The sequence below is a fragment of the Glycomyces arizonensis DSM 44726 genome (assembly GCF_000482705.1).
GTDB lineage: Bacteria > Actinomycetota > Actinomycetes > Mycobacteriales > Micromonosporaceae > Glycomyces > Glycomyces arizonensis.
The window spans coordinates 145,846-158,788 of the sequence record NZ_KI519475.1; the positions used below are offsets into that span (position 1 = coordinate 145,846).

At 69.3% G+C, this 12,943-nt stretch carries 12 protein-coding genes and 1 CRISPR repeat array; of the genes, 8 read left to right on the plus strand and 4 right to left on the minus strand.

Features of this window, described 5'->3' with window-relative positions:
* The 8 genes from H613_RS0122785 to nuoN are packed head-to-tail and all read left to right on the plus strand — an operon-like array spanning position 1 to position 10,541.
* The gene (locus H613_RS0122785) at positions 1-2,463 is read left to right on the plus strand and encodes an NADH-quinone oxidoreductase subunit G (RefSeq protein WP_035739070.1); all 2,463 of its coding nucleotides are present in this window, start codon (positions 1-3) and stop codon (positions 2,461-2,463) included.
* Positions 2,460-3,833 carry an NADH-quinone oxidoreductase subunit NuoH gene (gene nuoH / locus H613_RS28600; RefSeq protein ID WP_051393731.1) on the plus strand — a complete coding sequence of 458 codons (1,374 nt, stop codon included), beginning with the start codon at positions 2,460-2,462 and terminating at the stop codon, positions 3,831-3,833. Before H613_RS0122785 ends, nuoH begins: the two co-directional genes overlap by 4 nt.
* A 2-nt stretch (positions 3,834-3,835) precedes the next feature.
* Positions 3,836-4,405, plus strand: a complete 570-nt coding sequence (gene nuoI / locus H613_RS0122795; protein WP_026925580.1) for an NADH-quinone oxidoreductase subunit NuoI — start codon at positions 3,836-3,838, stop codon at positions 4,403-4,405.
* On the plus strand, positions 4,402-5,199 hold the full coding sequence (locus tag H613_RS0122800; RefSeq protein ID WP_245598649.1) for an NADH-quinone oxidoreductase subunit J: 798 nt from the start codon (positions 4,402-4,404) through the stop codon (positions 5,197-5,199). Before nuoI ends, H613_RS0122800 begins: the two co-directional genes overlap by 4 nt.
* Entirely contained in the window at positions 5,199-5,498 is a 300-nt protein-coding gene (gene nuoK, locus H613_RS0122805) for an NADH-quinone oxidoreductase subunit NuoK (protein WP_026925582.1), read from the plus strand. The genes H613_RS0122800 and nuoK overlap by 1 nt, the downstream gene beginning before the upstream one ends.
* A 10-nt stretch (positions 5,499-5,508) precedes the next feature.
* Positions 5,509-7,410, plus strand: coding sequence for an NADH-quinone oxidoreductase subunit L (gene nuoL, locus H613_RS0122810; RefSeq protein WP_026925583.1), 1,902 nt, complete (start codon positions 5,509-5,511; stop codon positions 7,408-7,410).
* A gap of 58 nt (positions 7,411-7,468) precedes the next feature.
* Positions 7,469-9,010, plus strand: a complete 1,542-nt coding sequence (locus H613_RS0122815; protein ID WP_026925584.1) for an NADH-quinone oxidoreductase subunit M — start codon at positions 7,469-7,471, stop codon at positions 9,008-9,010.
* A complete protein-coding gene (gene nuoN / locus H613_RS0122820; RefSeq protein ID WP_026925585.1) occupies positions 9,003-10,541 on the plus strand; it encodes an NADH-quinone oxidoreductase subunit NuoN in 1,539 nt (512 codons plus the stop codon). Before H613_RS0122815 ends, nuoN begins: the two co-directional genes overlap by 8 nt.
* Positions 10,542-10,651: 110 nt before the next feature.
* Here nuoN and H613_RS31865 read toward each other — a convergent pair whose 3' ends face one another.
* From H613_RS31865 to H613_RS31200, 4 genes are all read right to left on the minus strand, one after another.
* Complete coding sequence (locus H613_RS31865; protein ID WP_211234932.1) at positions 10,652-11,326, minus strand: hypothetical protein; 675 nt, start codon at positions 11,324-11,326, stop codon at positions 10,652-10,654.
* Positions 11,327-11,479: 153 nt separating this feature from the next.
* A complete protein-coding gene (locus tag H613_RS0122830; RefSeq protein WP_026925587.1) occupies positions 11,480-11,776 on the minus strand; it encodes a hypothetical protein in 297 nt (98 codons plus the stop codon).
* Entirely contained in the window at positions 11,773-12,054 is a 282-nt protein-coding gene (locus tag H613_RS0122835; protein WP_156926216.1) for a hypothetical protein, read from the minus strand. Before H613_RS0122835 ends, H613_RS0122830 begins: the two co-directional genes overlap by 4 nt.
* Positions 12,051-12,302 (minus strand): hypothetical protein, encoded by a 252-nt coding sequence (locus tag H613_RS31200; RefSeq protein WP_026924399.1) that lies wholly within the window; start codon positions 12,300-12,302, stop codon positions 12,051-12,053. Before H613_RS31200 ends, H613_RS0122835 begins: the two co-directional genes overlap by 4 nt.
* 297 nt (positions 12,303-12,599) lie before the next feature.
* Positions 12,600-12,933: direct repeats of the CRISPR family, unit length 29 nt; unit sequence GGGCTCATCCCCGCTGGCGCGGGGAGCAC.
* Positions 12,934-12,943 lie beyond the last annotated feature (10 nt).

Consider the following 12,943-nt stretch of genomic DNA (forward strand, 5'->3'; position numbering starts at 1 on the left):
ATGACCGACCAGGTGACGTTCACCATCGACGGCCTCGAGATCACCGTCCCCAAGGGCACCTTGATCATCCGCGCCGCCGAGCAGCTCGGCATCGAGATCCCCCGCTTCTGCGACCACCCGCTGCTCGAACCGGCCGGGGCCTGCCGCCAGTGCCTCGTCGAGGTCCCCGACATGGGCAACGGCCGCGGGATGCCCAAGCCGGCCGCCTCGTGCACCACCACCGCGATGGAGGGCATGGTCGTCAAGACCCAGCACTCCAGCCAGGTCGCGAAGGAAGCCCAAGAGGGCATCATGGAGTTCCTCCTGATCAACCACCCGCTCGACTGCCCGATCTGCGACAAGGGCGGCGAATGCCCGCTCCAGAACCAGGCGATGAGCACCGGCCGCACCGAGACCCGCATGGAGGCCGCCGACAAGCGCACGTACAAGAAGGCGCTGCCGATCTCCTCCCAGGTCATGCTCGACCGCGAGCGCTGCGTCCTGTGCGCGCGCTGCACGCGCTTCTCCGACCAGATCGCCGGGGACCCGTTCATCGAGCTCATGGAACGCTCCGCGCTCGAACAGGTCGGCGTCTACGAGGACGAGCCGTTCGAGTCCTACTTCTCGGGCAACACCGTCCAGATCTGCCCGGTCGGCGCCCTCACCGGCACCCAGTACCGCTTCCGCTCCCGCCCGTTCGACCTCGTCTCCAGCCCCAGCGTGTGCGAGCACTGCTCGGCCGGGTGCGATCAGCGGACCGACCACCGCCGCGGCAAGGTCCTGCGGCGCCTGGCCGGGAACGACCCGGCGGTCAACGAGGAGTGGAACTGCGACAAGGGCCGCTGGGCCTACTCCTACGCCGACGCGGCCGACCGCGTCACGCAGCCGCTCGTGCGCGAGCCCGACGGCAGCCTGCGCGAGGCCTCCTGGCCCGAGGCGCTCCGCCGCGCCGCGAAGGGCCTCAAGGAAGCCCGCGGCGTCGGGGTCCTCCCCGGCGGTCGACTCACCGTCGAGGACGCCTACGCCTACGCCAAGTTCGCGCGCATCGCCCTGGGCACCAACGACATCGACTTCCGCTCCCGGCCGCACTCGACCGAGGAGTCCGAGTTCCTCGCGCACACCGTCGCCGGGGTCTACCCCTCCTCGGGAGCGGTCACCTACGAGGACCTCGAGCACGCCCCGACCGTCCTGGTCGCGGGCCTCGAAGTCGAAGAGGAATGCCCCATCGCGTTCCTGCGCATGAGGAAGGCCGTCCGCACCAAGGGCCAGCGGGTCCACGTGCTCGCCCCGTTCGCCACCCGCGGCACCAGCAAGCTCAACGCCAACCTCGTCGAGGGGCTCCCCGGCGAGGAGGCCGAACTGCTCGACTCCTGGCGCCACCGCGGGGTCGTCCACGACGCCCTCACCGAGGACGGCGCCGTCATCCTCCTCGGCGAGCGCCTCGCCACCGTCGAGGGCGCCTTCTCCGCGGCCGTCAAGCTCGCCGCCGCCACCGGCGCCCGCATCGCCTGGGTCCCCAGGCGCGCCGGGGACCGCGGCGCGGTCGAGGCCGGTTGCCTCCCCGGGCTCCTGCCCGGCGGCGGCCTGGCCGACTACGCGGCCGACCGCGAGCAGCTCGCCGCCTACTGGGGCGTCGACGCCCTCCCCGAAACCGACGGGCGCGGCGCCTGGCAGATCCTCCAGGCCGCCGCCGACGGCGACATCAACGGCCTCCTGGTCGGCGGCGTCGACCCGTACGACTTCGCCGACGCGCCCGCCGTCGAGGCGGCCCTGTACGCGGCCCGCTTCGTCGTCTCGCTGGAGATCCGCCACTCCGCGGTCACCCGCGTCGCCGACGTCGTCCTCCCCGTCGCGCCCGCCGCCAACAAGGAGGGCGCCTACTTCGACTGGGAAGGGCGCCTGCGGACCTTCGAGGCCGTCCTCGAATCCGACCTCATGAGCGACCACGCCGTCCTCGACGTCCTCGCCCAGGCCATGGGCGTCGAACTGGGCCTGGCCGACACCCGCGGCGTCCGCGGCGAACTCGCCGGGCTCCCCGACCCGATCACCCGCCAGCCCGCACCGGACTGGCAGCCCGACCGGCCCGCCGCCAAACCGGTCCACGACGCGTCCACCGGCGAAGGGAAGGCCATCCTGGCGACCTGGCGGCAGCTGCTCGACGGCGGCTCGCTCCAGGAGAACAACCCGCACCTGGCCGGGTGCGCCCCCGACCCGGTGGTGCGCCTCAGCGCCGCCACCGCGAAGGCCATCGGCGCCGCCGAAGGCTCGGGCGTCACCGTCGCCACCGCGATCGGCGGGATCACGCTGCCGCTGCGGACCACGGACATGCCCGAAGGCGTGGTGTGGCTGCCGACCAACGCGCCGGGCCGCGGCATCCACCGCCACCTCGGCGCGGGCGCGGGCGACGTCGTCACCATCCGCGCCTACCCGGTTCCGGCACCCGCCGCCGGCGCAGACGACGAGAAAGAGGCGGTCAAACGATGAACGATCCACTCTGGTTGATGCTGATCAAGGGCGTCCTCGTCTTCGTGGTCCTCGTCCTCCTGGTGCTGTTCACCATCTGGTACGAGCGCCGCGTCGTCGCGGTCATGCAGGTGCGGCCCGGCCCGAACCGCAACGGGCCCTTCGGGCTCCTCCAGTCCCTCGCCGACGGCCTCAAGCTCGCGTTCAAAGAGGACACCATGCCGCGCACCGCGGACAAGGTCATCTTCATCGCGGCACCGGTGATCGCCGTGACGTGCGCGTTCACCGCGTTCGCGGTCATCCCGTTCGGGCCCGAGGTCTCCATGTTCGGCCAGAGCACCGAACTCCAGCTCACCGACTTCGAAGTCAGCGTCCTGGTCATCCTCGCCTGCTCCGCGCTCGGCGTCTACGGCATCGTCCTCGCCGGATGGTCCTCCGGCTCGGCCTACTCCCTGCTCGGCGCGCTGCGGGCGGCCGCCCAGGTCATCTCCTACGAGATCGCCCTCGGCCTGGCCGTCCTCGCCGTGTTCTTCCAGTCGCAGCTGATGTCCACCAGCGACATCGTCGAAGCCCAGGCCGAAGGCATCCCCCTCGACCTCGGCGGCTTCGAGCTGACGCTGCCTGGCTGGTACTTCCTCATCCTGGCGCCCAGCTTCGTCATCTTCGTCATCGCGATGGTCGGCGAGACCAACCGGGCCCCGTTCGACCTCCCCGAGGCCGAATCCGAACTCGTCGCCGGGTTCGCCACCGAGTACTCCAGCCTCAAGTACGCCTCGTTCTTCCTGGCCGAGTACGTCAACATGGTCACCATGTCCGCCCTGTGCGTGACGCTGTTCCTCGGCGGCTGGGCCGCGCCGTTCCCCACCTCCTGGTGGCCCGCGGCCAACGAGGGCTGGCTGCCGCTGGTCTGGTTCTTCGGCAAGGTCCTGGCGTTCCTGTTCTTCTACGTGTGGCTGCGCGGCACGCTCCCGCGCCTGCGCTACGACCAGTTCATGCGCCTGGGCTGGAAGGTCCTCGTCCCCGTCAGCCTCGTGTGGCTCCTGGTCCTGGCCGCCTTGAACATCGGCCTCGACGCCGGCAACGACACGCCCACGCGCATCGCGTTCGCCGGGGGCGCCGCCATCGTCGTCATGGCGCTGATCTTCTTCTGGCCCTCCAGGAAGCCCTACGAACCGCCCACCGAGCCCGACACCGGCCTCGGCGGCTTCCCGGTCCCGCCGCTCGACCTCGTCGTCCCGCCCAGCCCGCGCGGACTCACCGAGCTCGAACCCAGCGAGACCGCGGCCGCGACGGCCGAGCGCGCCCCCGCACCCGAGGGCGGCCCCGAGCGGCGCGAACGGGAGCCCTTCAGCGGCTCCCCGGCGTCGCCGAAAACGAAGAAGGAGGAGTAGAGATGGCCGGTTTCGCCAAAGGCTTCGGCGTCACCTTCTCGCACATGTTCAAGCCGAAGGTGACGGTCGAGTACCCCGAGGAGCCGCCGAAGCTCCAGCCGCGCTACCACGGCAGGCACGTCCTCAACCGCCACCCCGACGGCCTCGAGAAGTGCATCGGGTGCGAACTGTGCGCCTGGGCCTGCCCCGCCGACGCCATCTACGTCGAGGGCGCCGAGAACACCGAGACCGAGCGCTACTCGCCCGGCGAGCGGTACGCCAAGACCTACCAGATCAACTACGCGCGCTGCATCTTCTGCGGCCTGTGCATCGAGGCCTGCCCGACCCGCTCGCTCACCATGAGCAACGAGTACGAGCTCGCCCGCGACGACAGGCGCGACCTCATCTTCACCAAGGAGCAGCTGCTCGGCCCCCTCACCGAGGGCATGGAGCAGCCGCCGCACCCGATGCGCCTCGGCGACTCCGAGAAGGACTACTACGCGTCCGGCCCGGACAACCCCGGCCCCAGCGCCGGAGCGGAGTTCTCGCTGTCCGAGATGCTCGCCGCCCGCCAGGAAGGAGCCGAACAGTGATCGTCGACCTGGCGCAGTCCGTCGACCTGGCCCAGTCCGCCGGCGTCGGCGAGGCCATAGCGTTCTGGATCCTCGCGCCGATCGCCCTCGGCGGAGCCATCGGCCTCGTCTTGGCCCGCTCGGCCATCCACGCCGCGCTCATGCTCGCGCTCACCATGATCTGCCTGGCCGTCTTCTACATCATGCAGTCGGCGCCGTTCCTCGGCTTCGTCCAGATCATGGTCTACACCGGCGCGATCATGATGCTGTTCCTGTTCGTGCTCATGCTCTTCGGGCGAGATTCCAGGGACTCCATGTTCGAGACGCTGCGCGGGCAGCGCTTCCTCGCCATCTGCCTCGGCATCGGCCTGGCCGCGCTGCTCGCCTCCGGCCTCGCCCACGCCGTCGCCGGGCTCACCATCGCCGAGGGCGGCCCGCCGACCGCCGAAGGCGCCGGAGGGGACTCCAACGTCGCCGCCGTCGCCGAGAGCCTGTTCACCACCTACGTCTTCCCGTTCGAGGTCATGTCCGGCGTCCTCACCGTCGCCGCCGTCGGCGCGCTCATGTTCGCGCACGTCGCCCGCAAGGGCCAGGCCCACGGCCAGAAGCAGGCCAGCCGCGAGCGCTTCGCGCCCGGCAACTACCCGGGCCCGCTGCCCGGCCCCGGCGTGTTCGCCACCTCCGACTCCACCGCCACGCCCGCCCTGCTGCCCGACGGCACCGTCGAGCAGCAGAGCCTGTCCGAATACGTGCCGCCGAGGCAGCTCACCGCCGCCGAGACCGCACCCAAGCAGACCGAAGGAAGGGACGAGTGATGAGCCCGGAGCACTACCTCATCCTCGCCGCCGCGCTGTTCACCATCGGCGCCGTCGGCGTCCTCGTGCGGCGCAACGCCATCGTCGTGTTCATGTGCGTCGAGCTCATGCTCAACGCCGGGAACCTGACCCTGGTCACGTTCGCCCGCACCACCGGCACCATCGACGGGCAGGTCATGGCGTTCTTCGTCATGGCCGTCGCCGCCGCCGAAGTCGTCATCGGGCTGGCGATCATCATGGCGATCTACCGTTCCCGACGCTCGGCCTCGGTCGACGACGCCAACCTCCTGAAGGCCTAGTGAGGACTCAGTGGAACCGATAACGTACGCGCAAGCCACCGGGCTGCTCTCCTGGACGTGGCTGCTCATCGCACTGCCCGCCGCGGGCGCCGCGGTGCTGCTGCTGACCGGCCGCCGCGCCGACAAGTGGGGCCACTGGGTCGGCGTCGCCACCATCGGCGCGGCCTTCGCGCTCGCGCTCGGCATGTTCGCGAGCCTGGCCGGCCTGGACGACAAGAGCGCCGCCACCGACCTGTTCACCATCATCTCGGTGGGGGAGGTGCACATCGAGGCGAGCCTGCTGTTCGACCCGCTCTCGGCCGTGTTCTGCCTCCTCATCACCGGCGTCGGCTTCCTCATCCACCTCTACGCCGTCGGCTACATGGCCCACGACGAGGGCAGGCGGAAGTTCTTCGGCTACTTCAACCTGTTCGCCGCCGCGATGCTCGTCCTCGTCCTGGGCGGCAACTACTTCATGACGTTCATCGGCTGGGAGGGCGTGGGCCTGGCCTCCTACCTGCTCATCTCGTTCTGGCAGATGAAGCCCGCCGCGGCCACCGCCGGGAAGAAGGCGTTCCTGACCAACCGCGTCGCCGACGTCGGCTTCCTGCTGGCCATGTTCCTCATGGTGAGCACCATCGGCAGCCTCGACTTCGCGAACGTCTTCAATGGCGCCGAGGGCCTCTCGGACGGCACGAGCCTCGCGCTCGGCCTGCTGCTGCTCGCCGCCGCCTGCGGCAAGTCCGGCCAGTGGCCGTTCCAGACGTGGCTCCCCGACGCGATGGAGGGCCCCACCCCGGTCTCGGCGCTCATCCACGCCGCCACCATGGTCACCGCCGGGGTCTACCTCATCGCCCGCTCGCACGTCATCTTCAGCCTCAACGAGAACGTGCAGACCGCCGTCGTCGTCGTCGGCGCGCTCACGCTCCTGTTCGGCGCGATCGTCGGCTGCGCCAAGGACGACATCAAGCGCGTCCTCGCCTGGTCGACGGTCTCCCAGATCGGCTACATGTTCCTCGCCGTCGGCCTCGGCGGCGCCGCGTTCGCGCTCGGCATCATCCACCTGCTCGCCCACGGCTTCTTCAAGGCCGGGCTGTTCCTCGGCTCCGGCTCGGTCATGCACGCCATGAACGACCAGACCGACATCCGCCGCTTCGGCGGGCTGTGGAAGGTCATGCCGCTCACCTACGCCACGTTCGCGGCCGGATGGCTCGCCATCATCGGCCTGTTCCCGTTCAGCGGCTACTTCTCCAAGGACCCGATCATCGCCGCGGCCTTCGCCCGCGAAGGCTGGCAGGGCTGGGTCACCGGCGGGGCCGCGCTCCTGGGCGCCGCGCTCACCGCGTTCTACATGACCCGCCTGTTCATCCTCACCTTCCACGGCCCCAAGCGGTGGACCGAGGACGTCCACCCGCACGAGTCCCCGGCGATCATGACCGGCCCGCTGGTCCTGCTCGGCCTCGGCTCGCTCGCGGCGGGCGGGCTCATGGCCACCCCGGTGACCGACTGGCTCGTCCCCGTCTTCGGCGAGCAGCACGAGGCGCACGGGCACCTGACGCACATGCAGGTGACCATCGCGACCACCGCCGTCGTCGTCCTCGGCGCGGTCCTCGCCTGGTTCCTGTTCCGGAACGGCACCGAGGAGGCGCCGCACGCCGCCGCCTGGCCGGTCCGCGTCGCCCGCGCCGACCTCGGCGGCGAAGCGGTCAACCGCGGCCTGTTCGAGCGTCCCGGACGACTCGCGGCCAACGCCTCGGTCGCGGTCGACGGAAGAGGCGTCGACGGCGTCGTCAACGGCCTCTCCGCGGCCGTCGGCGGCTCGTCCAGGCGCCTGCTGGCCCTCCAGACCGGCTTCGTCCGCTCCTACGCCCTGTCAATACTTTCGGGGGCCGTCATCGTCGTGGCGGCGCTCATGGTGGTGGTCATCCAATGAACGAGTCGCCCGACGCCGTCACCGCGACGGCCGCGCCGATGATGATGGTGGTTGTCCAATGAACGAGCTCCCATTGCTGTCAGCGCTCATCGCCGTGCCGCTGATCGGCGCGATCATCGTCGCCTCCGTCAGGCGCGAGCAGGCCGACACCGCCAAGTGGATCGCGCTCGCCTTCTCCGGGGCGGTCGCCGTCATCACCGCCCTGATCGCCATCGGCTTCGACTACGGCGAAGGCGCCGACTGGCTCCAGTTCACCGAGTCCTACACCTGGATCGACGCCTGGGACCTCAACCTGTCCTGGGGCATCGACGGCATCGCCCTGCTCATGGTCGTGCTCACCGCCGGGCTCACCCCGATCGCGATGCTCGCCGCCTGGCGGGACCTCGACTCGGTGAAGCGCTCGGTGCCCGCGTTCTTCGCGCTCATCCTGACGCTCGAAGCGGCCATGCTGGCGACCTTCGTGTCCTCCAACGTGCTCCTGTTCTACTTCTTCTTCGAAGCGATGCTCGTGCCGATGTACTTCCTCATCGGCTCCTACGGCACCGGGACGCGCCGCCAGTACGCCGCCGTCAAGTTCTTCCTCTACTCGCTCCTCGGCGGCCTGCTCATGCTCGTCGCCGTCATCGGCCTGTGGGTGGCGAACGGCGGCATCTTCGACTGGCAGACCCTCGTGGAAGCCGAGCCCATGGAGGCCGGGACGCTCCAGAACTGGCTGTTCCTCGGCTTCTTCATCGCGTTCGCCATCAAGGCCCCGTTCTTCCCGTTCCACACCTGGCTGCCCGACGCGGGCGGCGCGGCACCGGCCGCGGTCGCCGCGCTCCTGGTCGGCGTCATGGACAAGATCGGGACGTTCGCGATCCTGCGCTACTGCGTCCCGCTCTTCCCCGACGCGACGCAGACGTTCGCGCCGTGGATCATCGGGATGAGCGTCATCGGCGTCATCTACGCGGCCCTGGTCGCCATCGGCCAGACCGACCTCAAGCGCCTCGTCGCCTACACCTCGATCGCCCACTTCGGGTTCATCGGCGTGGGCATCTTCGCGTTCACGTCCTCCTCGGCCACCGGCGCGATCCTCTACATGTTCAACCACGGCCTGGCCACCGGCCTGCTGTTCATCGTGGTCGGCATGCTGGCGCTGCGGCGCGGCTCCTCCTCGATCGGCGACTACGGCGGGGCGGCCAAGACCCTCCCGCTGCTGGCGGGGATCTTCCTGTTCGCCGGCCTCGCGTCCCTGTCGCTGCCCGGCACGGCCCCGTTCATCTCCGAGTTCCTGGTCCTGCTCGGCGCCTTCACGACGAGCGAACCGGTCGCCGTGGTCGCCACCCTCGGCATCATCCTCGCCGCCGCGTACGTGCTGTGGATGTACCAGCGGACGATGCAGGGCAACCGGAACCCCGAGCTCGACGACGTGCCCGCGATGAAGCGCGACCTGACCGTGCGCGAGAAGGCCCTCATCGCGCCGCTGGTGATCGCGATCCTCGGCTTCGGGTTCTACCCGCAGCCACTGATCGACGCCATCACACCGGCCGTGGACAACACCTTGCAGTTCGTCCAGGACGAACCCGACCAAGCACCTGCCGCCGGAGAGACCAATGAGTGAGATGTCCATCGATTGGGCCGGCCTCGCGCCCATGATCATCGTCTTCGCATCGGCCTTCGCGGGCCTCCTGATCGAGGCGTCCGTGCCCAAGGCGAGGCGCCTGGTCGTCCAGGTCGGACTCGCGGTCCTCGCGCTCGCCGCCGCGTTCATCGCGGTGGTCCTCAACGCGGGCAAGAGCGCGACCGCGTTCGCACTCGAAGGCACCGACATCGGATCGGTCGCCCTCGACGGGCCCGGGCTGTTCCTCCAGGGCACCATCGCGCTCCTGTCGGTGGTGGCCGTGCTGCTGCTCGCCGAGCAGCGCACCACCAGGGGCGGCGACTTCGTCTCCGAGGCGGCCGTCGTGGCCGACTCGGCCGCCGACATCGCCCAGCGCCGCGAGTCGGGCGCCACCGAGATCTTCCCGCTGACGCTCTTCGCGGTCGGCGGCATGATGATGTTCGTCGTCGCGGGCGACCTGCTCACCATGTTCGTGGCCCTGGAGATGCTGAGCCTCCCGCTCTACCTCCTGTGCGGCCTCGCCAAGCGGCGCCGCCTCATCTCCCAGGAGGCGGCCCTGAAGTACTTCCTGCTGGGCGCGTTCGCCTCGGCGTTCTTCGTCTACGGCATGGCGATGCTCTACGGCTTCGCGGGGACCATCTCCCTGACCGGCATCAACGCGGCGGGCATCAACTCGAACGAGCCGCGGATCCTGCTCTACATCGGCGTCGGCATGATCGCCGTGGCGATGCTGTTCAAGGCCGCCGCGGTCCCGTTCCACATGTGGACCCCCGACGTCTACACCGGCGCCCCGACGCCCGTGACGGCCCTCATGGCGGCCTGCGTCAAGGTCGCCGCCTTCGGCGCGCTCCTGCGGGTCTTCAACGTCGGCCTCCAGTCCTCGGCGTGGGACTGGCACACGATCCTGGTGGTCATCGCGATCGCCACGATGATCGGCGGCGCGATCTTCGCGGTCACGCAGCGGAACATCAAGCGGCTCTTGGCCTACAGCTCCATCGCCAACGCCGGGTACCTCCTCATCGGAGTGATCTCCCTCGGTGACGCCGTCGGCCAGACCATGTTCTACCTGGCCGCCTACGGCTTCACGGTGATCGCGGCCTTCGCGGTCGTGAGCCTGGTGCGCGACGGCGACGACGAGGCCACCGACCTGTCCCGCTGGGCCGGTCTCGGCAAGAACTCGACCGGGACGGCCGTGATCTTCACGGTCCTGATGCTGGCCCTGGCCGGCATCCCGTTCACCAGCGGCTTCACGGCCAAGTTCAGCCTGTTCAGCGCGGGCCTCGAAGCGGGCGAGATCGGCCTGGTCGTCGTCGGGGTGGTCTCCTCGGCGATCCTGGCGTTCCCGTACCTGCGCGTCGTGGTGCTGCTGTGGCTCAACGAGCCCGCGCCGGACGCCCCGACGGTGAACCTGCCCAGCCCGATGGCCGGGACGGTGGTCGCCGCCGGAGTCCTCGCCACGGTCCTCTTGGGCGTGGCCCCGGGCTTCCTGCTCGACATCGTCAGCGAGGCCAGCACCTTCCTGGGCACCTGACCCAACGACGAAAGAGGGGCACCGGGCCGAAGCCCGGTGCCCCTTTCTTTCGCGCTCCGGCGGCGCCGGTCCGGGGCGGCCTGCCCGAAACGGCGCGCACCGTCGCCGCGCTAGATGCCCCCGACCTTCACCGGGAACTTGTCGATCGTCGCGATGGTCGTGTTCGGATCGTCGGGCAGTGCCAGGTCGATCGGGTTCTCGAGCTGGTAGACATCACCCCGGGGCGGGAACTGAGTCAGGCTCCCCACGAGCTGGCCCGGTTCCTTGGTGGTGAGCACCAGCGGCTCGGACTGCTCTGCGGTCGATGCCTCCGGGTGATCGATGGTCACAGAGAGGGGCAGGGACACGACCTGCTCGTACCTCGGCGGGAACTGCTGCGTCAGCTTCAGCACCGACTTTGCGTCGATGGCGACGTCGTTCTGCTCGATGGTGATCGTGCCACCATCTGGTTCAACCTGCCCCGAGAGCTTGAACCCGGCCGGAGTCGCCAAGACCGATGGCGTCAGCGGATCAGGATTCTCCTCGATCTTGAACGTGACGTTGCCCTGGAGCGGGCCGGTGGTGACCGTCCGACCGTTGATCGTCAGTTCGAGCCCCTCCATGGCCATAGGGAGGTCGAACGTCTCGCCCACCGCGGGAAGCGAGGGCGGGATCTGTTCGGGCGTCTCGTCGGGAGCGGCGGCTCCGGCGGCCCCCGCGGCGACCAGCACCGTCATTCCGGCGGCAGCGGCGGCCGCCGCCAGTCGGCGCCCGAATCCTTTTCGGCGCCGTGCGGACATGGTCATGCGTGCCTACCTTTCTATTGCGGCGTACACATGGTTACCGAGAGTAGTTAACTCACTCTGACATGTCACTGAATTCAACGATTTGACCAGGGCGACGAATAGCCTGAAAACTCGTCCCGAAGTTCGAGCCCAGTGACGTTTCCGGGTCGTTCTTCACCCCTCGCAGGTGCGGAAGAGGTGTTCCTTCCTGCCCCAGAGGTCGGCGGCGTGTTCGAGGACGCCGAGCACGCGCTCGGGGTCGGCGGCACGGAGCCAGTCGAGGTTGTCCGGCGCGGCGACGAGGCGCGGGCAGTGGTCGAGCTCGACGACCTGGCCCAGGAGCCGCAGCTCGCCCTCGGTGAAAGTGACGCGCAGACAAGGCGTGTGCCAAGCCCAAGCAAAAGCGAGATCACGCCCGTCGATCTCGCGGTAACCGAGCACCGGAAGGCGGTCGACGAAGTGCAGGTTCATCCGTCGACCTCCGCCTCATGTTGCGCGGCGTGGAGCCAGATGCCCGCGGCCTGTTCCTTCGCGACCCGCCGCAACGCGGGGGACCATTCGGCGCGGTACAGGTGCAGCCGTGAGAACGGGGACCCGATCCGGTTGATGTATCCCAGGTCGACGACCGGTTCAGGCGTGATGCGCCGCAGCCGCACCGAAGTGGTAGACCTCCCGGCGACCTGGTAGACCTCGATCCGTCGATGCTCAAGCGTGAACCGCCCGAGAACGATGCGTTCAGGGTTGGTCATGCGGCACCGCCCCAGGTGAAGCCGATGAGGTTGGCGAGGACGCCGCGCAGTGAAGGAGAGCCGACGCAGGAGGCGAGCAGCTTCACGGCCGAACGCCGCTGCGGGCAGCCGTGGGCGCCCCATTTGTGGTGGCACCACTCGCAGCGCAGACGACCGAGACCGAACCATGTCCGGTAGGGCTGGTGAAGTTCGAGGTCGATTTTGACCGAGGCGGGGACCGGGTCTTGGGGTAGGCTGAAGCCAACCATGGGAGGTTTCCTCTCTGGCTAGGGGCGGGCCGCCGAACTTCTTTGGCGATTAGGGCGGCGGCCCGCCGCGTTTCGGTATTCGTTTGGCGCGTGCTGGATACACGCGTGCTGAAACTGTTGCACATCATTTGGCACCGCGCAACTTACGACACGCTAACGGTCCAAAAGCGTCTAGAGACCGCAGTCACATAAGTCTGGTCACGCTGCCGTGGAACGAAATGATGGACTTCGAGTGCTCAGATGCCACAAGAGACTGGTCACGACAGGCCGGACCATTAGCTTTCGGCATCCGGCCTCCGGCTCATCCCCGCTGGAGCGGGGAGCACCTCAATGAGGGCAGTCACGGTAGGGTCGACCGGGGCTCATCCCCGCTGGCGCGGGGAGCACCCGACGGCCTCGGCCAGCGAGGTGTACTCACCGGGCTCATCCCCGCTGGCGCGGGGAGCACGTGGTCGAAGTTCAGCCCCTCCAGATCGGAGAGGGCTCATCCCCGCTGGCGCGGGGAGCACCCATCAACGGCGAGGTGCAGGCCGAGTGCCGCGGGCTCATCCCCGCTGGCGCGGGGAGCACGCGACCTCCCCGGACACGTCGAAACAGGGCTGGGGCCCATCCCCGCTGGCGCGGGGAGCACGTCGTCGAGG